Origin of the sequence: Microscilla marina ATCC 23134 (assembly GCF_000169175.1) — a bacterium.
In the GTDB taxonomy this organism is placed as follows: Bacteria; Bacteroidota; Bacteroidia; order Cytophagales; family Microscillaceae; genus Microscilla; species Microscilla marina.
On record NZ_AAWS01000074.1, the window covers coordinates 1 to 22,860 of the forward strand.

Genomic DNA, 22,860 nt, shown 5'->3' on the forward strand with positions numbered 1-22,860 from the left:
CTACTTATGATAACATAGGAGATGTATACCTGGCACAAGATAAGTTTGGAGAAGCCAAGCACAATTTTTTGGGGAGCCTAAAAATAGCTCAACAAATCAAGGCAGCCAACCGGATCATAGAGGCTTACCATAGTTTATATCAATTATTTTATAAACAAACCAAAGCTGACTCTGCTTTGGTGTACTATCAACAATACAATTACCTTAAAGACAGTGTTTTTAACTCAGAGCAAAGTCGGCAAATGGCAGAAATTCAAGCCGACTATATCAATGAAAAAAAAGAAAAAGAGATTCAATTACTCGCTCATCAAAAAAAAATAGATCAACTTACTCTTTATATTGTGATTACACTGTTTGTACTCACAATAGCACTATCGCTCTTGATTGCCAGCAGGCAAAGGCTCAAAATTCGTAAAAACCGGGAAATATTGCAGCAACAACAGGAGATTTATCAAACCCAACAAACACTTATGCAAGAAAAGCTGAAGAATGAACAGCTTGCCAAAGAAGGGTTACAAAAAGAAATTGCCTATAAAAACCAACAACTTACTTCGCATACTTTGCACATGATCAAAAAAAATCAATTGCTTGAGCAAATCAAGGCAGGATTACTTGCTTTGGCACAAAACCCCAAGCAGTTGAAAAAAGAATTAGGAAACTTGAACCGTTTGGTAGAACAAGGGTTTAACCTTGACAAAGAATGGGAGGAGTTTCGGCAAGTTTTTGAGCAAGTACACCAAGACTTTTTTAAGCAACTAAAACAACAATACCCTAGCCTTACCCCACATGAATTGCACGTATGTGCTTTAGTAAAATTGAACTTTAGCATTAAAGAAATGGCCACCATCCTAGGCATTGCCCCCAACAGTGTAGCAATGGCTCGCTACCGTATCCGTAAAAAGTTACAGCTAGAGACAGACGATAATCTGACCGAATTTATGATGAAAGTAGCCTAAGCGGTTCTGACATGTTTCTATAGTTTCCCTTAAATAAAGTGATTTTTTGCTTTTTCCTAAAAAACACATAACCACCTAAAATACAACACACTAACACATACTGTATATACATTGTATAGATAAAAAACTTGTCTTGTAGAGCTTTTGTATAGGTCAATAATTAGGCAAAGCATTGGAAGCTCCCTAAGTTTGTATCAAGATATTTATCAAATAGAAATTCAAGTAGATAATCTGCTTTTTAAAATATAGTAAAGTTGTAAGGGGTGTTTTCCCTTTATCAGTTTTCAAGGTTTAACTTATAGTATAGTATAGCCCAGATGGCTATGGATATTTTATCCATAGTCATTTTTATTTTTATCATCCTTACAGTCAATAAATATTCATCAGGCATTTTATTTATGATCATTCAAACTTTTCGGGCACAACCATAATCACTTCTTCCTTATCAACAATTACCTGTCCGTCTACCAAGTCTTTGGTTTTACGGACAAACTTTTTTGGGGTAACAATGACTGGACACAGCGTGTCGCTGCTCCGTTTGGAATAATAGGCAGCCAATGAAGCGGCTTTTTCTATTACATCGGTAGGAAAGCTTTTACCTGCCTGGTATTTAATCACTACATGCGACCCACTCACATCTTTGGCGTGTAACCATAAGTCTTCTTTATAAGCATATTTTTGAGTCAGTAAGTCATTGTTTTTTGAGTTTTTACCTATCCAAATCTCAAACCCTTGATAATCAAACCTTTTAAATGGAAACTTATCCACTTGAGCTGCCTGATTGGTACTGGTGCTTAAGCGGTTGTTTTTGAGGTACTTGCGCAACTCTTTAAAGTTGTCTATTTCCATAACAATTGCCAAATGCTTTTCGTACTCCTTCTTTTCCCTTTCTTTTCGGGCAATATTTTCTTCCAGCTTTTGTATTTCTATGCGGGCATTTTTAGCCTTTCGATAATAGACTTCTGCGTTTTTTTGAGGGGATAAATCTTCCTTAAGTTTAATGGTACGCTGAGTATCATGGTAAAAATCAAATAGCTCTACAGTTTTTGCACGCTTAGGAATAACATGTAGATTGGCCATGATGATATTAGCTATTTCTTCATTTTTATTACTATCATCTAAATCTGCCAATTTACCATACGTTTTGTCCAGGTAATTTTGGGTTTGCTTAATCCTTTTATTAAGTACACGGCTCGCCTTTTCTCTTTGCTTTTCTAGCGAGCTGATTTTCACATATTGATAGTAAAAGTTATTGATTGCTTCTATTGCACCATCATAGTGTTCTTTATAGTCAGGATCACGTAAGAAAGTCAAGAGTTTAGGTAATCCTTTGTCAAAATAAATGTAAAAACCCGCTTTTTCTATGTCCTGTAAGTTTTTCTGAATAATGTCCCATTGTTCTAACAAATTAGCCATATTAAACACACCTTGAGCTTCTAACCACTTGCCTACATCTTTGCCTAATGTAGGGTACAAAGCCCTTACATTCCCTTCTTCCCGTTCAAAATCAGCAAAAGTTTGTCCAATGACCCTGTCCATTTCCATTAGTTTTAACACCTGATCTTTGCCCATTTTCTTATGAAATGAAATCACAAAATCACCTTGCTCAAACATAATGACATTGGAGCGTCCTCCATGCATTTTAAACAACAATGCATACCCTTGCTCAAACAAAATACTAAATGCCCGCTCATTGATATGTTGTACTACATGCTGAACTCTTTTGCCTTGCAGTACCTTAAATAAGTCAACGCTATTGCGTTTTGCCCTGAAAAACTCCTGAGTAAAGGATAAACAGGCAAAGTCTGGACGAAGCACTGACTTGATATAAAACTCTTCATGACCGCTATAAAAACCAAGTACTAACTCATCTTTATTTTGACTAAAAGCTTCTGCCAGCTTCATGCCCTCAACGTTGGTAGTAGTTACATCTGACGGATAGCCCATGCTCCACGAGGTTTGTAGTTTTTGGGCAATTTCTTTTGAAAGGTGCTTTAAGAAATGATAGTTGTTGTGCATGGTGAGACAATAATAGTTTTTTACAATCTTGCAAATTAAAAGGTTTCGGGGGGAATGTACGGTTAAAATAAGTTTTTCTTAAATAAACCCTTGCTTACATACACCTAAAATATGTCAGTATATCTTGTAAAAAGTCAATTTTACAATATTACTGTTAACTTTGCACCTTGTAGGTTTTATTCCCGCTTTTATTAGCAAAGACCTACAACTTTCGTCAAATAGTAGCGTATCCACTTATGTAAATTTAACATAATGAAGCTCTTTTAGTTGTATATACAAACTAAATAAAGTAATATATTTAAACCACAAACTCCGCTAACTACCAATGAACAAGTCAATTCTACCCTGGCTTTGCTTAGCCCTTGTGTGTGCTCTTTTTTGTAACTCCCCTGTTTTTAGCCAAAATGCGAGTAACTATGGAAGCCCTAACAGTACACAGTTTGCCACTAATGCCACTGCTACTCTCGAAGACATGAGCAGTGGTACAACTCAACTTATAGGAGCTAACCAGCTCAATACCAGTTCGTCAATCACTCCTTTTGGTTTCGAGGTATGGTTTATGGGCAAACGGTTTACCGATTTTAGTGTAAATACCAACGGAGTATTGCAGTTTGGCAACATTACAGTAGCTACAGAAGCCAACACACACGCCATTGCTACCAAAGAACCTAGAATATCTCCTCTTTCTTCAGGAACCTTGCTTAACCTCGAAACTGCCCCTATTACAGGAAGTTTTAAAACCGCTGGCACCGGCAAAATACACTACAAGCTAGTAGGCACATCACCCAATAGATACCTGGTAATAGAGTGGAAGGATATATTACTCAACCACCGAAATATTTCTGGACAAACAGCTACTTTTCAAGCACATATTTATGAAACCACTCCCCGAACAGGAGCTACCACTGAAGGCGGGCGTATTTATTTTGTTTATGGAGAAATGCCGACAGACTTTCGCAATGGCTCTAACAACGGAGTAGTGGCTCAGGTGCACCTAGGCATTGGAGCTGGTATCTCTCCTCAAAATTACCTGGGGTTACAAGTAGATGGAGGTATTGCTGCTCCTATACCTAATACTACTGACAATGACGGAGAAGCGAACTCGGCCAATTATCACAACATTATCGCCAGTGAAAGTAACGTTCCGTTGCTACATACGACCGTTGCCAACAGCAGGCGTTTTATCAACCTTGAAGTAGAAGAAGTAACAGGGTTGCCTGATAACTTTCAGGCAATTTGTGTAACCGACACTAAGATAGACCTGACCTGGATTAACCCTAATGTAACCAATGCAGTAGGGGCTGTACTCTACCGTTCTACTGATAATGTAAATTTTAGTTTTCAAAATCAGGTACCCATTGGCACAAATATCTACTCTGATTCAGGGCTTATTCCTGGGCAAACTTACTATTATCACCTTTACCTGGTAAACGAAGGTAAACTCTCTAAACTTGGTGGAACAGCCTCTGTAGTAGCTACAACCGGAGCCACTGCCAATTATTCGGTCACTTCGGGCAAGTGGTCTGATGCCTCTACCTGGTCGAAGGGGACAGTACCTAATATTAATGATGATGTAGTGATTAACTGCAGTGATATAGTATATGTAGATACAGATGCGAGCTGTAGACACTTGACTGTATTGATTACAGCTAAACTCAGGTTTGCCAATGGTGGACATACACTAGTCATTGGTGGCAACCTAAACAATGAAGGGGTGGTAGATATGAATGGTAGTAATACAAACTTAATAGTAGCAGGCAATATTAACAGTTCTAACTCATGGATGTCGGGTGCTACAGCAACAGTGACCTTAAATGGTACTTCCCACCAAACTATTACCAATACTGGTACATCTACCATAGTAACCAATAGTGGGAGCCTTACTGCTGCGTCTTTTAATCTTATCAATGATAATGAATTAGACTTGGGAAACAACTGTAGCACGAGCACAGCCAATTTACCTTTTCCGAAGGCTACCGTGCGAAATATTTCAGGTTATGACCCCAACCTATACAATACACTTACGGGTGTTACGGTAAATATCAACCATCCAGCAAACAATGAGTTGGAAATATGGGTGGTTCCTGCGGGTGCTTCTACTGCTTATTTATTATCGGCAGACAATGGAGGGAGTGGTGCTAACTATACTAATGTTACCTTTAGTGACCATGCCACAACAGCTGTATCGGCTTATGCAGGCATTAATCATAATTTTGCAAATGAGAGTGTACGCCCTCAGTGTCAGGAGTTGAGTAAGATTACCAGTGCCATAAACGCTGACTGGCAGATATTGGTGAATGATGACGATGACACCAACCCAGGAGGACAGCTGTTTACTGTGTCGCTCAACTTTGAGTCACGCAGTACAGTCGATGAGCTGTCTTTTAACAACCTTATTGTACAAAACACCAGTACCGCAGGAGTAACCCTTGCCCATAGCATTAGAGTTACCGGGCATCTCACCCTTACCGATGGGGTGGTAAACACAGGCAATAATGAAGTGATTTTTAATGATAATGCCACAGCGAGTGATGGAAGTAATGAGAGCTACATAGATGGTGTGGCAAGAAAAACAGGGGACGATGCTTTTGTTTTTCCAGTAGGCAACGGAGGTTATATAGCCAGTATTGCCATTACTGCTCCAGCTGATCCAAGTGATGAATTTACGGCACAATACTTTCACGTAGCCCCTGCTACTACTGCTTATGACCCCAACATCAAAGATGATATCAACCTGACCAAAATAAGTGATTGTGAATATTGGATAATAAACCGAGAAGTGGGTGCCTCCAATGTACAAGTATCGCTAAGTTATGAAAACACCCGTAGTTGTGGCGTAGGAAAGTCGGCAGATTTGCGCATCGCCCGTTGGGATACAGGTTCAACACGTTGGGAAAACGAAGGTAATGGAGGTGATGTAACGGTTGGCGCATTGAACGGTATTATAAGTTCGGCCGATGTAGTAAACTTTAGCCCTTTTACACTGGCCACTCAAGATCCTATTGGCACCCCGCTCCCTACTGGATTGCTCAACTTTACTGTAAATCAAAGTAAACAGGGGGTATTGGCTCGCTGGAAAGCCTTGAATGATAAAACACTTGCTTACTACCAACTGCAACGTTCTACAGATGGACAAAAATTTGTAAATACCGGGCAAAAAATAACGTTCAATGATGCTGTCAACCCAGTGCATCAATATTCAGTGTGGGACAAAGGAGCCACTGTAGGCTTAAGCCCTGTATTATATTATCGCTTGAAAACGGTCAGTTCTAACGGTGCTTATCGTTACTCTCAAATCAAAGTACTTAACTTTCAGACAAGTTATAACATTGTATCTACTGTCCCCAACCCATTCACAGATGAACTAACGGTAAACTATACACTGCCTTTTGAGCAAACTGTAAGCATTGAAATAAGAACTTTATTAGGGCAAACAATCCAGGTTTACCATCAAAAAGCGGCTAAAGGGAGCAACCAGTTACAATTAAGCAAACTAAGTACCTTGCCTAAAGGGAGTTATTTGCTGGTGTTGCGGCATAAAGATGGTACTTTGACCCGTACCATTGTCAAGTAAAAAATTTGGCTAAGCCATAAACGACCAAAGCCGAGGTATTCCCTCAGCTTTGGTCGTTTATATATCAAACAAAAAAAAGTTTAGTCTTCATCTTTTTTTACTTTCAATGATGTTCCTTCCTGGCTAATTACGATTACTTTTGTACCTTTCTCTATGAAATCGCCTTGGCTTGCAGCATCATACAACTCGTCACCCAGCCTTATTTTACCGCTTGGGCGTAGTACAGTATGGGCAACCCCTTGACGCCCAACAAAGTTATCTAAGTAAGAAGTAGAAGTGTACCCCGCTTCTGAGTCCATTACATCTTGCAAAGAAATTTGTTTGAAGCGTTTGCTCTTTAAAAACTGCGGCAATGCCAGCGCTATAGCTAATCCACCACCAATAATGCCAATGCCTATTGTAATGAATGAGTCTGATAAGGCGTTGGTTTGCACTTTTGAGAAATCAAACCAATCGTTGTCTATCATCATTAATAGTAATGAGCCAAAGGTGCATAAAAAACCCAGCACGCCAGCCACACCAAAGCCTGGTATAATAAAAAACTCTGCCATTAACAATGAAATACCTATGACCAAAAAAGCAAGTTCCCAGTACTCAGCCAGGCCGTTTAAATAATAAGGAATAAAGTATAATGCAGCGGCTATGATAGACGCCAGGATAGGAAAGCCTATTCCGGGGGTTTGCAACTCGAAGTATAAACCACCTACAATAATTAACAACAATAGCCCGCTGATGACAGGGTTTAGAAATATATTAGAAATCTTCTCACTTTGGCTAAGTTTGAAATTGATCACTTCATAATCTTTTACATTATTTTTGGTCAACAGGTCTTTGATTGTATTGACTTTGCCTTCGCAATAGCCATGTTTGATGGCTTCTTCGGTTGAAAAAGTAATTACTTCGCCTTTTTTGCTAATGCCTTCAATCTCTATGTTTTGGTCAACCATTGCCTCGGCAATACGTGGGTCACGCTTATTGGTTTTTGCGGTCGCACGCATCATGCCACGCATATATGATTGATACTTGTCTGGGGCAGCTTTGCCTTTATCGCCTGTTACCACAGTAGCTGCTCCAATGGTGGCTCCTGGTTGCATATAAATTTTATCGCAGGCAATAGAAATAAGCGCTCCTGCCGAAGCAGCATTTTTATTAACAAATACCCATACAGGCTTTTTAAAATCGAGCAATTTAGTGCGTATATAATCGGCATCGTCTACCCTACCACCATAAGTATTCATATCAACCACAATATAGTCTGCTTTTAAGTTAAGTGCCTCTTCTAAGGCTATGTCTACATAACGAGACACCTGTGGGTTGATTTCCTGACGAATTTTTATAACAAAAACTTTGGTTTTACCAGTCTCCACATTGTCTTGTGCCTGTGCTTGACCAAACACCCCAAGCCAACACATGATGCCAAATGCTGCCTGCCACCAAAGAACCCTGGTAAGTCTATATGTATTTTGAGCGAATAATTGTTTCATTGTAAAAGAAGTAATTCAAGTTGGAGGTACAATAAGTGGGTGATCTATAACAGCTGTTTTTGTACCTAAAAAAATTAAGCATTAGTGCACTAGTTTTAGCATTTAAAGATGCTTTGATGCTATATATCTTATAAAACGTAAATAAAGGTAAAGAAAGATACAAAGTATTTTATTCGTATGAAAATTTCTACCAACTTTCGGACAGGCAACGAACCAAGAATATATAAACCAACAATATGATGGAAGTTTCATTCATTCAGGAGTTACCCACCGGCTTATCGATCGCACTTAATGAACAGGTATGGAAAATATTGGTAGATGATACTGCCCCCTTGTTAGTAATACAAACCCGTAATGGAGAGGCATACCAAACATCGTTTACAGCCGTTGATATACACCAAAACCAAGCATTGTGGCAAAACTTTACCTTAGAAGAAAGTTGGTGGTTGGGTATGGCTGAACTACACGCAGGTGTATTGCTTTTGTACACTTACCCAGATACACAAAAGCCACAATCTCAGGGAATTATTGCAATAGATGTAGCTACTCAACAAATATTATGGCAAACGCAAAAAGCTAATTTTTATCAGATTACTCAAGGGCAAGTGCTCACCATATCGTTTGAACAAAGTACTAAAGTATATCAGCTACTCGACCTAAAAACTGGAGAGGTTTTAGAGCAATTTCGAGAATTTGAATCACTCGATGTTCTCAAAAATGAAAATAACAAGGCAATTTTTCCGTTTCATTATTATAATGAAATGGCTTATTTTCAAACAGTTGCTATTTTTTTGAAAAAAAAATTTAACTTGCAGATTGTACAGGCTGTTGATTACCTGGAGTATGAAAATTTCATTATAATTTCGTATTTTCACCAATCAACTCAGGGATTAGCCAATAACTTATTGGTTTTAAATCATCAAAATCAGGTGTTGTTGCACCAAAACATTGCGCAACAACTTACTGGTATAGGTTTAGATACTTTTTTTGTATTTGAGAAACAAGTATTTTTTGTGAAACATAAAACTCATTTAATGAGTTTAAAACTTTAAATAAAACCTCACTAAAAATGAAACCAACCAAACTACTCTTGGTCAGCATTTTAGGATTGTTCTTAACTACCAACAATATTTTTGCTCAAAAAAACTTGCCTACTACCAATACAGGGGGTAAGATTTTTTATAAGTATACATTGTTGAAAGGAGAGTCTTTAGAAGACGTGGCAAAAAAGTACAACTTACAATTAGCTGACATATACCGTGATAACCCTTTGGCAAGAAATGGGATAAAAGCAGGGGAAACGTTGCTTATACCTAAAAACAACCATACCCAGGTAGCTGCTAAAAAGACTACCCCCAATACTGCCAAAACAACTAAAAAAACAAATACTCAACGGATCTACACTTCGTCTCAATATAGTTTGACTACCCATAAGGTAAGCAAGGGCGAAACATTGTTCAGAATATCTAAGAAGTACAAGGTATCTGTCAATGCTATTCAAAAGTGGAATCCGCGGGTTTCAAACAATAAAATAATACCAGGGCAAGAGCTTATTGTAGGCATTGGTAAGAGGCGTGCCTCGAAGCGCAATACAATGCGCAAAAAAATAGCCATGCGTAACAAGCGTAAAAGGAGCACTCGTACCTATAAAACAGCCTCTCCTAATGAAAAGCCAATCAAACACAAGGTAAAAAAAGGAGAATGGCTAAGTGTAATTGCAAAAAAATATAAGGTGTCAATCGCTGACATAAAGAAATGGAATAACCTCAGTTCTGATAAGATCAAAATAGGGGATGAGCTATGGATTTATGGCAATGGTACCAATGACAAACCTAGTGGAGTGACTCCTCATTCAAATGATCCTGATCCTTTGAATGTAAAGACAAACAGCTCTACTTCAGACGAAAACCCTATTAGGAAATACAAAAACCCTAATACGAATGAAAAGGGTAAAATAACCCATGTGGTACAAAGAAGCGAAACTTTGTATAAAATAAGTCGCAAATACAAGGTGAGCGTTGCTGAAATAAAGAAATGGAATAATATCACAAGTGGCAACTATATCAAAGCAGGGTCTACTTTGGTGATTTATCCTAAAGGTCATAAGGCTCCTGAAAACACTCATAACAACAATACAGGGAACAAGGGAAATAACAATCCGATATTGAAAGAACAGCCTACTCCGGTGAAGAAACCTTCTAATGGTGACAATCCATTGGATTTTAATGGCAGTAAAGACAAATATGAGGTAGATGGTAAAGTAAAAGTGAAATATGTGGTAAAGTCGGGAGATAACTTGTGGAAAATTTCTCAGGCACATAAGGTGAAGATGGAAGAGATTAAAGATTGGAACAATCTCAGAAACACCGACGATTTGGTGGTGGGTCAAACCTTGAATATTTACACTAAACATCCTCCCAAAAAAGAGGAAATAACTAAACCAGGTGGTATTCCTAAGCCAAAAATAAACACTGGCAACCCAGTAAAACAATCAAATGATGTGTTTGACCTGATCCGTCCAGGTGGTACTTTGCCACAGAGTACTCCTGTAAAGAAGAAGGAACCAGTAAAAACAAGTACTACCTATACTCCTCCTACCAGAAAGGTGTATAAGCAGGCACAACCTCCTGTAACCAAGAGAGTAACCAATACTTATACTCCTCCTGCTAAGAAAGTGTACAAACAACCGGCAACTAACACGGTGAAGAAGAAAATTTTCCCTCCTCCACCCACCATTACAAAAAGAGTGACTAAACCAGCAGCGGCTACTACCCGACCAACTATGGTGATAAATAACCCAACCCGTACTACTAAAACTGAGGAAGACAAAGTGATGGTTTTCGAAAAGGGGATGGCTTCTATGATAGATGTAGGGCAAGACAGCCAAAAATACCAAGCGTTGCACCGAACTGCCCCCGTAGGGTCATTTGTAAGGGTTACCAACCTAAGCAATGGTAAGTTGGTGGTAGTAAGTGTTATTGGTAAGTTACCAGCAGGTGCTCCTGACAATGTGATTATAAAGCTTACTAAACGTGCTTATGATCAGTTGGAAGCCAATGAAAATATTCCAGTAGAAATTGACTATGACTTAGAGAAAAACTAAGTTTAAGCATACATTATAATTAAGCGCTCGTTATTACAACGAGCGCTTTTTTTTTATGCTTAATTCCATTATTTTTACTTTATAAGCCAACATAAATAACCTTTTATTTACTTGAAAATAACACACTATGAAAACCTTTATTTTACTCAACTGCTTATTGCTATGTTTTTGGGCAATGCCCACCCAAGGACAGAAGGTGCTCCAAAGAGGGCTGGCAGAGGTGATCAGCGACTCACAAAAGACCAATAAATACCTGGCAATGCATGTGTCTTATGCCAGAGGAACATTACTTAGAATAAGAAATCCGGCAAACGGGCAATACGTAGATGCTACTGTAATTGGCAATATGCGCCCCCGTTATAAACTCATATTGAAGGTGTCAAAGTCGGTATATGATGACTTGAATGCCACAGGCAAAAAGTTTGCAGTAGAGATTCTGTATGCCCCCATTTATGAAGCCCCCCGAAAATATCGCAAGAAGAAAGTAGCAAAGGCGAGCCCAACCATTGCCCCAATAAAACCAGTAAAGATTACTTCTTCTTTGAACCACCGTGTAGTAAGAACACAAACCTTGTTTCATACGGTAAAATCTGGCGACACGCTTTACCGAATATCTAGGAAGTACAAGGTAAAAGTAGCGGATATTAAAGTATGGAATAATCTGCCTGATAATAAACTTAAGGTGGGACAAGACTTGGTAATTACAGTTAATAAATGATGTATAAATACTTTGGGACATTTATTTGCTGGATGGTTGCATTGCCACTAAACGCCCAGTTGTTGTCTGCCAAAGCATTGCAAAAAGTAAAGCCTTTTGTATCTCTGGAGACCGCATTGAAAGCTCCTGAAAAGGTAATCAAGCTTGATTTATGGAATGCTGATCTAGCTGCTTTTCCTAAAGAAGTTTTTCAATTGAAAAACTTACAGGCCTTGAACCTTAACTTTAATCAGCTGAAGGAGGTGCCCACTGAAATTGCCCAATTAAAGTATTTGCAGGAATTACGCTTGGGGCACAACCAACTCACCTCCTACCCTGCTCATTTGTCTGCACTGCCTCATTTGCGGGTATTAGACTTACACGGCAACCGTTTACCCGATATACCAGCTGCTATTGCAAAACTAACCCTACTTGAGGAGTTGCATTTGCACGAAAACCAACTGACCAACCTTAACTCAGCTTGGACAACGCTCGCCAAATTAAGGTTTGTCAACTTGTCAGAAAACCAACTTAAGACACTCTCTATCACGGCTCAGCACTCACTGAAGCACCTCAACATGTTGATTTTGATAAAAAATCGCCTCAAAAAAAAACAACAAAAACAGTTGCAAAAACTTTTGCCAAATACAACGCTTAGGTTTTAAAAAGAAAACCCCTTTAGGGCGAACCTAAAAGGGTTTAAAAATAGACGATCTGTTGATAAGTAAAGCTTAATACAAGGGGCGGAACTTGATAGTATGTGGAATAGCCCTCATTTCGTTGATAAGCTCTTTATCGTATTCTTTGTTTACATCGGTAATTACATATCCTAGTTTTTCATTGGTTTTGAGGTATTGCCCTAAAATGTTTACTTCGTGACGATTGAGTATGGTGTTGATCTTTGCCAAAATACCCGGCACATTTTCGTGCACATGAATCAAGCGGTGCGCATTGCGTTGTTCAGGCAACTGAATATTTGGGAAGTTAACACTACCAAAAGTATCCCCTTTGTTAATATAGTTAAACACTTGAGTAGGCACATAGTTGGCAATGTTTTTTTGGGCTTCCTGGGTGCTGCCCCCAATATGTGGGGTAAGGATAGTATTGGGCAAACCTTTCAGGGCTGACTTAAATGGCTCTTCATTGGTTTTGGGTTCTTCAGGGAATACATCTATACTTGCTCCACGAATTTTACCACTTTCAACTGCCACCTTCAAGGCCTCAATATCTATGACAAAGCCCCGGCTTAGGTTCATAAAAATGACCCCATCTTTCATCATATCAAAGTACTCTTTACCAAAGATATTGCGGTTGTCTGAACGTCCATCTACATGCAAACTTATAATATCGGTGGTTGACAATAACTCTTCTATAGTTTTGCACTTGGTGGCATTTCCCAAAGCAAGCTTTTCTACCACATCATAGTAGTACACATCCAAGCCAAGCGCCTCGCCCAATACTGACAACTGCTTGCCTATATTGCCATATCCTACAATGCCTAGTTTTTTCCCTCTTATCTCGTTACTGTTGGCAGCAGATTTTTGCCAAATTCCCTGATGCATTTTCATCGACACATCGGGTATGTTACGCATGAGCATAATCATTTGAGCAATGGCAAGCTCTACCACGCTTCGAGTGTTGCTATAAGGCGCATTAAAAGTAAGTACGCCTTTTTCCAGACAAGCTTCTAAGTCTATTTGGTTGGTACCAATACAAAAAGCACCTACCACCATCAGGCGGTTAGCGTTTTCAAGTACTTTGCGCGTAATGTGGGTTTTCGAACGAATACCCAAAATATGTACATCTTTAATTTTTTCGCTCAACTCGGCTTCATCCAAAGCTCCGGCAATAATTTCTACATTATAGCCCTCTTTTTCAAACAATTCTTTTGCATCAGAATGAATGTTCTCTAGCAGTAAAACATTGATTCTGTTCTTGGGGTAAGATAGTGACATAGGTAATTTATTATCGTATAAAAACTCTTCTAATGTGGGGGCAATATGGTCAGCTTTGTCTAGTACCGAGTCACGGTTTACGTTTTCGGTAAAAGCATAAAACTTATTGGCAAGTCCTGCTTCGCGGATTTCATAATCAGTATAGCCGTCACCAATGACGTACACATCGCCTTTTAAATTTAGCGCTTTTAGTTGTTTTACCTTGCCTTTGTCTTTCGATAGTACATTGTTGTGATCATAACCCACAATGTAACCATCTTGGTCAAAGGTAAAGGTATTGGCAAACACATTGTCGGCAGCAATGCCAAACTCAGCTACTATAGGTGTAATAAACTCTTTGAAACCACTGGATACTACCAGTACTTGGGGAGCATATTCATCAAAAAATACCTGATTGCGTCGAAACGAGTCAGAAACTTTGGTCTTGAGCTTTTCTACCAATTCGCCAATATGATCGCGATGGGCTTTGAGCAAAGAAATACGTTTTTCCAATGATTCGGAAAACGAAATAGACCCGTCCATCCCTTGGTTGGTAATATTACTAATTTCTTGAGTCACCTGTTCGCGGTGAGGCGAGTTACCAAGGGCAACTCCAGCCAGCTCATCCAGCCCTTCTACTTTTGTAAAGGTACTGTCAAAGTCAATAACAAAGTATTTTTTTCCAGCATTCATTTTTTGGGGTAGGTATTGAGTGTTGGGTCGCTATAAGCCATTTAGCCCCTGATATTATGCAGTTTCTTGGGGGTATACGTATTTTGCGTAGCTTCCCCGTTATCCAACAGATACAAGCACACAATGCGTTGCTAACAAAAACCGATTTATACTAGGATTAAAGTGATTTTAGGATTTACAGGATTAGCTGAAGCTGAGCTCAGCACAGCAAAGCTGTAGCTTCGGTTGATTAATGTTGGTATTCAGACAATTAGTCAAAATCCATCCTCAAAACCATTTTTGTTTAAGTATAATTTTTTTGTACGCTACATCACTTGAGGTAGAATAATCAAACCTCTGTATCCACACTCAATGAACCATTGTTTAATGATTTTGTGTAATAATGATTTCTTCATCTTATTTTGTGATGAAGGCTGAATATAGAAATTTTCTTAAGCAATGGCTATTTTTAAGTAAATTGGGCTATTTTTTCTTGATTTGTTAATATATAACAATAGTCCATAGCATTTAGTCCGTAGTCCATAGCGGATTCGAGTAAATGTTTACCCTATGAATCATTGTAAACCAATGGCGTATATTAAATTTGTGTACTTGCTTTATTTTTCAAAGGGTTTCAGTTTTACGTCTAAACACGTAATTAAATAGTTTTTAAACTTATAACCATTTGATAACCGAGCCTCTGGTGAGCTCAACGAAGGTAATCAGTAATCAACTTTGACTAAAATCACTGAGGAGTATTGATATAACATGTGCAATACTTAATACACTACCCCATAAGTCTCATGAAAACCTTCTACCAACTGCCACAAACCAGTGCCTAATATTACTTTAGTTTGGGTAACAATATTTTCAGGAATTTTTTTATAAAAAGCCTGGGCAATGGCTCCCGCTATAGCTGCCTGAGTATCAGCATCGCCCCCTAGCGAAATGGCAAGTCGTATGGTATGCTCATAGTCGGTTGCATCCAAAAAAGCAATGATTGCCTCAGGCACAGAACCCTCGCAAGTAGCATCAAATTTATAGCTTGGGCGAATGTCTTCAATGGTGTCTTGCAAAGGATACTCATAAGTTTCTATCAAATACTCACGAATGGTCTCTTTGCTTTCGCCCTTGTTTGCCATAAACACCGCTGCGGCTACTGCTTGTGCACCTTCTATCCCTTGAGGGTGATCGTGGGTAACTTCAGCACTTGCCTTGGCTTCGGCGAGTACCTCTTCTAAACTATCAAAAGCAAAAGCTACTGGGCTTACCCGCATAGCTGACCCATTACCATAGCTGTTGTAAGGAGTCATATCATCGCTTTTGAGCCATTTCTGAAACCGCCCACCATACCCTCGCTCTGGAAACCGCCTGCCATAGGCTTTAATGGTTGCCCCATAAGGTTGATGATTCATAATAGCATCGGCTACTGCCAAGGTCATCACCGTGTCATCAGTAAAGTTGTTATAACCTTCAAACAAGTCAAAATCTTCGCGTTTGGTATGGGCTCGCTCACGCTGCATGGCAGCATCATCGCGAATGGTCATTTTAGACAGACGATACAAGGCATGGTTGCGCTTTTCGCGCATAGAACCTATAATATCACCAGCAATGGCTCCTAACATATTTTTTAATGATTAGTTGAAGTTACAAGTTACAAGTGATTAATCACAAGTTTGTGACTTTTGTTTCTTTTGGTGAGTAATCCATAAAAAAAACACCACCCAAAACAGGCAGTGCTTCTTCTCATGAATGACTTGTCATTTATTGTTCAGCGCTTGTAGCTAACCATACTACCACTTAAGCAAGCAAGAAGCCCAGGTAAACCCACTACCAAAAGCTGCCAAACATATTACATCTCCTTTTTTCAAACGTCCAGCTTCGTCTAGCTCACTCAAAGCAATAGGAATAGTAGCTGCGGTGGTGTTTCCGTAGCGTTGAATGTTGTTATATACTTTATCTTCGTCTAAACCCATCTTACGACGTACCGCCTCTGAAATACGTAGGTTTGCCTGATGAGGCACCAACATATCAATATCGTCTTTGGTCATATTGTTGGCGTCTAACGCTTCATTGATTGCCTCAGGAAAACGGGTTACTGCATGCTTAAAAACGGCACTTCCTTTCATATAGGGCAGGTGTTTGCCTTCTTCTATGATTTTGGTAGACATGCGGTTTTTCAGGTTACTACCTGGGTGTTCCAGTAGTAAGTCTTCAGCATATTTACCTTCTGAGTGCAAGTGAGTAGATAAGATACGGCTATCTTCGTTGTCGGTAGCTTGCACTACTGCTGCTCCAGCTCCATCGCCAAATAGTACTGCAAAATCGCGGTTACGAGTACTTTTTTCTAATATGTTAGACTGGATTTCAGAACCTACCACCAGTACATTTTTGTACATACCACTTTTGATGAATTGGTCGGCAACTGATAATCCATAAATAAATCCGGTACATTGGGTACGTACATCTAGTGCACCAATGTTGCGAAAAGGGAGTTCGCGTTGTAATAATACACCAGAACCAGGGAAGTTGTAATCGGGGCTAAGCGTGGCAAATACGATGAAGTCAATCTCTTCGGGAGTTACTCCTGCCTTTTCCATCGCTACTTCAGAAGCACGGGCTCCCATCTTAGATACAGTATCTTTGCCTTCGGTAAAAAAGTGGCGGGTTTCGATTCCTGAACGTTCTCGGATCCACTCATCACTTGTGTCCATGTATTTTTCCAAGTCATGGTTGGTTACCATAGTTTCGGGTACGTAAAACCCTAGCCCTGCTATTCTTGAATAAGTCATATATTGTTAGTAAAAAGTGCAATTTCTTCCACAAATAAAACAATTAATTTGCAAAAGTAATGATTTAGCTGTTTTTAGCAGGCTAACCACACCCCTCACATCTTCCAATAAAATCAACTTATACAATATTTAATTCCAAATTAAACACTTAAACAAAATTATAAATCACAAAACCTCTAAAAAAACAATAAACATACTTAAAAAACATCCCTTTGCTTTTTTTAAACAATCTATAAAAATATTTCTACAACCCTTTTAGTAGTACAGCTATTTTGCCACTGGCAAGTACCCAGGTAACAATGCTTTTAGGTTTCATAAAAACCTTCTCTATATGCAAGTCGTGGATTGTACCTTGCAAATGAACGCCTGGAGAGACCTTATAGTTATTGAGGGCTTTCCTGGCTTCTGTAAGTGTTTCTTCTAATTTGGCTTTTACAGGCACCTGAATAGCTGTTTTTATCTTTCGAATGATCCGACGATGAAATAACCAATTGGCCATTTTTGCTAATTTATTGCGGGTGTCTACACTAAAATCCAAGTCGTTAATTACAATATTTTTTTGTTTGGCATCGTAGCTGGGAGTTCCTGATAGGTATACCGTTCCATTCAAGCTTCCCTTAAGTTGTGCCTGTATTACCAGCTTTTTGCCACTACCGTATAGGTTTAGACCTATTACTTTTACTTTGCGTTTGCCACTGCGAAAGGTTTGATTTAGAAAATTCTTTTTTGCCAGTTTTATCACATAACTTTTATCAATGCTGCTTTGTAAATATATTTTAAACTCGCTATTTAGTGATTTTTTTAAGGTGAGCTGAGGCAATGGTTGTTTTGGCAACGACACAGGCTTACTACCCACCAAAGCTGATGCATACCCTCTTACCCCTACCATTGTGTTTAGTGTTTGATTACGGGTATTAATGGGGGTCATCATTAAATTTTTGGGCTCTAACACCACCCAGGTATTGTGTTCTTTAGATACCAGAAAAGGCGTTTGTACTTCTTGCCATATCTTGCTCAACATGTGACGAATCTTTACCTGTTTTTTTATTTCTGCATCCAGGCGTTTACCAATGTACTTTAACTGACTATCAATTAGTTTATTGGCAAGAAAACTCATCGGAATTTTTATAGGCCCCAGGTAAACCGCAGGCGCCTTGGTCCATTGGTAGCCCAAAATACGAGTTGTAGTGTTCACCTGCCACCCACCATCCAAGGTTATTTTAGTTGCCAACCTAATCCGCATACCAAGGTTGGCAGTAGTAGATTTTTTGATTTTGAGCCCCAATATGTCAGTATCTATGCTCCCCTTAAGCCAAGTACGTACAGGTACCGTTACTTCAAACTGATCGCCACGCCATCCACGAATTAAAATAGGGGCTTGTTTCCAAACCTTCATCGAAAAGCTTTCTGCCCCAGTATAACTCAGGTTATTCAAAGCATATAAACTACCTTTAATTTGCTGATTGACGGAGTTTTGCAATACTGGAATAGGTATACTGATAGGCACGCTTATAGTAGATAAGGTAGCTGGGGGCATTATATCGAGGTATTTTTCTACTGGTCCTTTGGCGTGTATACGCCTCGAACAACTCGTAAAAACTAGCAAGGCAATCACTGGAAATAGCAAAATACGGGCAACAGGGAGGTTGATAATGGTTTTGGGCGAATACATCATGGGATTGGGGTATGCTTAGTTATGTGCGCTAAAATAATTATTATTGCAAAAAATTCCTTACAGAAGATGAATCATACCAATTTTATTTTAAGAAATGGCATTACTGGTTTGCTTGTTTTTATTGTTGCTGCCTTGGCAATGAGCTATGCCATATCATTGGGTCCCAACAGCAAACTCAACCTTCAGGCATTGTTACTTGTCATAGCAATTCCTTCAGGCATTGCAGCTGGAATATTTACTGCTTTGGTTTTATTATTCAAACAACAACCCAACTATTTAAAAGCGCTTTTGTGGATAGTAGTCCAAATGGTTATATTTATTGCTCTTACTGTTCGTTTTCTTTAAAACCCCCATTAGTAATACAGCCAAGGGTAACTTCTACATTTTAACCGCCTCGCTTGACAAAAAATCTCTAGGTTAAAATTGATTGCCTTATTTTGACAACATCACTAAGAATTATTAGATTACTGGATTACGGTAAAGTTTCCGACAGACAAATAAGTAAATGATGAATAAGAAAACAGCACAACGCATAGCCAAGGTGCAAAGGTTAAACCTAACCAGCCTCGATTTGTCTGGTTTGAAACTGACCGAAATACCTCGCGAGGTATTTACCCTCAAGCAACTCAAACAATTGACACTTAAACACAATCAGTTGCCTGAAATTCCTAAAGAAATCATTTACTTGCCCAACCTTATTTACTTAGACATTAGTCATAACCAAATCAAGGGTTTACCTTTTCAGATGAAAGACCTGGCTACACTTAAGTACCTCAACCTTAGCCACAACTACATCAAAGAGCTGCCTTATGAGGTGCAAGAGCTTACTCAGCTCGAACATCTTGATTTTAGTTATAATCAACTCATTACGATTCCATCAGAAGTAGAAGCACTCGAAAACTTACACCACCTTGATCTTAGCCACAATACATTAATTAGTTTGCCCTCGATAGTAGCCCAACTACCCAAACTACAACACTTGTTTGTGTACCCCAACCGTATTCAAAACATCCCGGCAGAAATACTTCAGCACCAAACGTTATTTAAAAAGAAACAAAATGCTTTAAAGAAAGTGAAAGATTTTTTCCGTGAAAATGAAGATTCACTTTTGTTTATTTGTGAGGTATGCGAAGGTACTGGGTTTATGGGCAGTAAAACTTGTTATGTATGCAAAGGAAAGGGCAGTTTTCGTAACATAGAGCTACAGCATTTGGTAGAAGAGCTTAAAAAAATTACCCAAAGCCAAAACCGTAAAGCGCTTGAACAAGAAGAACTTAAAAAGCTCAAAGAAGAACTTGCCCAGGAAGTCACACCTTCTAAAAAGAACAGTGGACTGTCTGATAATCAGGAATATATGATCACCTTGCAAAACTATGAAAAAGCAATTCATATTATTTCAGAGATTCTCATGCAGGAAGAAGAGCTACAAAACATGGTGGTTTCGGAGCTTAAGGAAGGCTACTTTACTGATGAATTGATGAAGCGCACCCATGAAGCACATGTAGATGACATAGGCGTACGCCGTGACTTGGCAAGCGAACGTATTTTACACAAAAAACAAGACATTGAAAAGCTTAATCAAAAGCTAAAGCACATTTATACACATATTCAATCACTTGGGCAAGCCTAGGTTTAGTTGGATGTATTTTACGTAAAAAGGTTACTTTATTCTATTAATTCGGATTTATTGCCATAATAATATCTTTTTAAATCAACATAGAGCGTTATTTTCTTACATCAGGCAATAAGTAAAACGGTAAAACTCACTTGCTCCATCACACATCGTTTTTGAGCGTTGTAATTCTTCAAAAACTGTATCCTGTAAAAGACTGCCATAGAACGTGGGAGTCCAAAAGCGAACTATGCAAAAATTAATTGCGTTGAGCTTTATGTTTTTTCGCTCGTATAATCAGAGATTTCACAAGGCAGAACAAACAGGTACTACCTTCTCTTGGAACAATTTATTTTTTCCATTTTACTAAGTATTATCAAAGTATTATAAAGAATATGAAAACCTTATTTCTCACAGTATACCTCCTGGCTATCAGCATTTCTTTGTCATTGGGTCAAACTATTAGTGGAGTAGTAAATAGCTACGCACGTGTCACGGCTATTAATACAGGTACTAATGTAGTTACCATAGACAACCTCAATGGGAGTATCATCGATTTTGATGCTGGAGAAAAAGTATTACTCATTCAAATGAAAGGAGCAACCATTGATGGTACCAATACTGCAACATTTGGTGATATATTGTCTTACAACGACGCCGGAAACTACGAAATGGCAAGTATACAATTTCTGAATGACTTGGGGGGAGGAGGCTATGAGATTACCCTCGATGACATCAATCGTACTTATACACCTGGCACACCGGGTGGCTATGTACAAGTGGTAAGTGTACCCCAATACACCGATGTAACCATCAATGGAACTGTTACTCCAGATACTTGGAACGACTCACAAGGCACAGGTGGCATTGTTACGTTTGAGGTGAGTGGTACACTTACACTGGGCGCCAATGTAGATGTAAGCCAACAAGGTTTTGGTGGGGGGGTACCTAATACCACTGGCGATGGGGGTTGTGTAAAAAGCACCGATTATGCCCGGAATGCAGGTAGTGGAGGAACATCTGACGGAACTCATCAAGCACGTAAAGGCTTAGGAATAACCACTGAGATAAGTAACATGGAGTACGGCAGAGCCAACCTTGCCAATGGAGGCGGAGGAGGTAGCACCCACAATGCCGGTGGCGGTGGTGGTGGCAACTATACTGCTGGAGGCATAGGGGGCAAAGGGTGGCCTGGTGCTAGTATTTGCCCAGGGAGCGTTGCCAATGGAGGTGGTTTGGGAGGCATTGCCCTTGACTACAGCGCAGGCACCAACAAGGTGTTTATGGGCGGTGGCGGTGGCGGCGGTCAACAAAATAACAACAATGCTACGGTAGGGGGCAAAGGAGGGGGTATGATCATCATACGCGCTAATATAGTGACTACTAACTGTGGGGGAACCTATGGTTTTTTGGCAGATGGTGAAGATGCTTCTATCACAGCAGGAAACGACGGTGGCGGCGGGGGTGGTGCTGGAGGTACTATACTACTTGAAGTAAACCAATACAACTTACCTTGTGCTATAGTAGCCCATGCCAACGGTGGTAGTGGAGCCAATGTAGACGATGGCGCTGCACATGGTGGCGGTGGCGGTGGTGGAGTAGGCCCCTTACTGGTGAACAATCCTCCTGGTACACCAGCAGTATTTAGTAGTACTCCTGGTATACCGGGCAACGACTGTAATGCAGGAAGCCCAGGATGCGATGCTACTGGTACCGACGGAGGAACCTGTAGTAGTTGTACCGATAGCGGCTGGACAGTACCTGGTACCACAATACCTCTACCCATAGAGTTGGGCAAGTTTAGCGTAAAATTAACCGATCAAAATACTGTTGACATTCGTTGGGTAACTATCAGTGAAAAGAATACTTCACATTTTATCATTGAAAAAACAACTGACTTTCACACTTTTAGTCAAATAAGCAGGACAGAAGCGGTAGGCAACTCCATTATTTTACAGCACTATTCGGCACAAGACAACTACCCTAACAGTGGCATCAATTACTACCGACTAAAGTCAGTTGATACAGACGGGGCGACCTCTTACTCAAAGTGGCAGGCGGTCAATTATCAAACTACTACGCCAAGCATTGATTTGTACCCCAACCCAGCCAAAGAAGATATTCGCTTGGTAGTTAAAACCGGGCAAGTGTCTCCAATCACTGTATATGTGATCAATCAATTAGGACAGGGGCAACTCAAACAAACAGGGCAAACCAACCAAGTAATGCAAGTACCTGTCAATAAATTACCCGCAGGCATGTACACAGTAATGGTGATATATCAACAACAAAAGTTTTATAAACCACTTATCATTAATAGATAGTTAACAAAACGAGTCCCA

Annotated in this window: 15 protein-coding genes; 9 read left to right on the forward strand and 6 right to left on the reverse strand. The window is 39.4% G+C overall.

All coding sequences use genetic code 11. The features are described from left to right. Positions 1 to 956 (forward strand): helix-turn-helix transcriptional regulator (locus tag M23134_RS34775; protein ID WP_002705077.1); only part of this gene is annotated, 956 nt, incomplete at its 5' end. Positions 957 to 1,358: 402 nt separating this feature from the next. Here the strand turns inward: M23134_RS34775 and M23134_RS34780 are convergent. Beyond that, positions 1,359 to 2,975, reverse strand: coding sequence for an NFACT RNA binding domain-containing protein (locus M23134_RS34780; RefSeq protein ID WP_002705079.1), 1,617 nt, complete (start codon positions 2,973 to 2,975; stop codon positions 1,359 to 1,361). Positions 2,976 to 3,300: 325 nt separating this feature from the next. Between M23134_RS34780 and M23134_RS34785 the strand changes: the two genes are divergently transcribed. Beyond that, a complete protein-coding gene (locus M23134_RS34785; protein WP_045114943.1) occupies positions 3,301 to 6,549 on the forward strand; it encodes a T9SS type A sorting domain-containing protein in 3,249 nt (1,082 codons plus the stop codon). 80 nt (positions 6,550 to 6,629) lie between these two features. On the opposite strand, the gene M23134_RS34790 is transcribed toward M23134_RS34785, so the two are convergent. Next, positions 6,630 to 8,033, reverse strand: a complete 1,404-nt coding sequence (locus tag M23134_RS34790) for an NfeD family protein (RefSeq protein WP_002705081.1) — start codon at positions 8,031 to 8,033, stop codon at positions 6,630 to 6,632. A 236-nt stretch (positions 8,034 to 8,269) separates the two neighbouring features. On the opposite strand from M23134_RS34790, the gene M23134_RS34795 reads away from it, so the two are divergent. From M23134_RS34795 to M23134_RS34810, 4 genes are all read left to right on the forward strand, one after another. Further along, on the forward strand, positions 8,270 to 9,085 hold the full coding sequence (locus tag M23134_RS34795; RefSeq protein ID WP_002705082.1) for a DUF4905 domain-containing protein: 816 nt from the start codon (positions 8,270 to 8,272) through the stop codon (positions 9,083 to 9,085). Positions 9,086 to 9,102: 17 nt separating this feature from the next. Then, positions 9,103 to 11,136, forward strand: a complete 2,034-nt coding sequence (locus tag M23134_RS34800; protein WP_002705083.1) for a LysM peptidoglycan-binding domain-containing protein — start codon at positions 9,103 to 9,105, stop codon at positions 11,134 to 11,136. 127 nt (positions 11,137 to 11,263) lie between these two features. After that, positions 11,264 to 11,854, forward strand: a complete 591-nt coding sequence (locus tag M23134_RS34805) for a LysM peptidoglycan-binding domain-containing protein (RefSeq protein WP_045114945.1) — start codon at positions 11,264 to 11,266, stop codon at positions 11,852 to 11,854. Next, entirely contained in the window at positions 11,851 to 12,498 is a 648-nt protein-coding gene (locus M23134_RS34810) for a leucine-rich repeat domain-containing protein (protein ID WP_002705086.1), read from the forward strand. The genes M23134_RS34805 and M23134_RS34810 overlap by 4 nt, the downstream gene beginning before the upstream one ends. Positions 12,499 to 12,564: 66 nt before the next feature. Here M23134_RS34810 and serA read toward each other — a convergent pair whose 3' ends face one another. The 4 genes from serA to M23134_RS34830 all read right to left on the reverse strand — a co-directional run bounded on the left by serA (position 12,565) and on the right by M23134_RS34830 (position 18,906). Beyond that, a complete protein-coding gene (serA, locus tag M23134_RS34815) occupies positions 12,565 to 14,460 on the reverse strand; it encodes a phosphoglycerate dehydrogenase (protein ID WP_002705088.1) in 1,896 nt (631 codons plus the stop codon). A 758-nt stretch (positions 14,461 to 15,218) separates the two neighbouring features. Then, complete coding sequence (locus tag M23134_RS34820; protein ID WP_002705090.1) at positions 15,219 to 16,064, reverse strand: ADP-ribosylglycohydrolase family protein; 846 nt, start codon at positions 16,062 to 16,064, stop codon at positions 15,219 to 15,221. A gap of 168 nt (positions 16,065 to 16,232) precedes the next feature. After that, the gene (locus M23134_RS34825) at positions 16,233 to 17,231 is read right to left on the reverse strand and encodes a 3-oxoacyl-ACP synthase III family protein (protein WP_002705092.1); all 999 of its coding nucleotides are present in this window, start codon (positions 17,229 to 17,231) and stop codon (positions 16,233 to 16,235) included. A 244-nt stretch (positions 17,232 to 17,475) separates the two neighbouring features. Further along, positions 17,476 to 18,906, reverse strand: a complete 1,431-nt coding sequence (locus M23134_RS34830) for a DUF4403 family protein (protein ID WP_002705095.1) — start codon at positions 18,904 to 18,906, stop codon at positions 17,476 to 17,478. A 66-nt stretch (positions 18,907 to 18,972) separates the two neighbouring features. Between M23134_RS34830 and M23134_RS34835 the strand changes: the two genes are divergently transcribed. The 3 genes from M23134_RS34835 to M23134_RS39440 all read left to right on the forward strand — a co-directional run bounded on the left by M23134_RS34835 (position 18,973) and on the right by M23134_RS39440 (position 22,842). Continuing rightward, a complete protein-coding gene (locus tag M23134_RS34835) occupies positions 18,973 to 19,251 on the forward strand; it encodes a hypothetical protein (RefSeq protein WP_002705097.1) in 279 nt (92 codons plus the stop codon). Positions 19,252 to 19,411: 160 nt separating this feature from the next. Further along, positions 19,412 to 20,536 (forward strand): leucine-rich repeat domain-containing protein, encoded by a 1,125-nt coding sequence (locus M23134_RS39435; protein ID WP_002705098.1) that lies wholly within the window; start codon positions 19,412 to 19,414, stop codon positions 20,534 to 20,536. A gap of 377 nt (positions 20,537 to 20,913) precedes the next feature. Then, positions 20,914 to 22,842, forward strand: coding sequence for a T9SS type A sorting domain-containing protein (locus M23134_RS39440; RefSeq protein ID WP_002705101.1), 1,929 nt, complete (start codon positions 20,914 to 20,916; stop codon positions 22,840 to 22,842). The last annotated feature ends 18 nt before the right edge of the window (positions 22,843 to 22,860 follow it).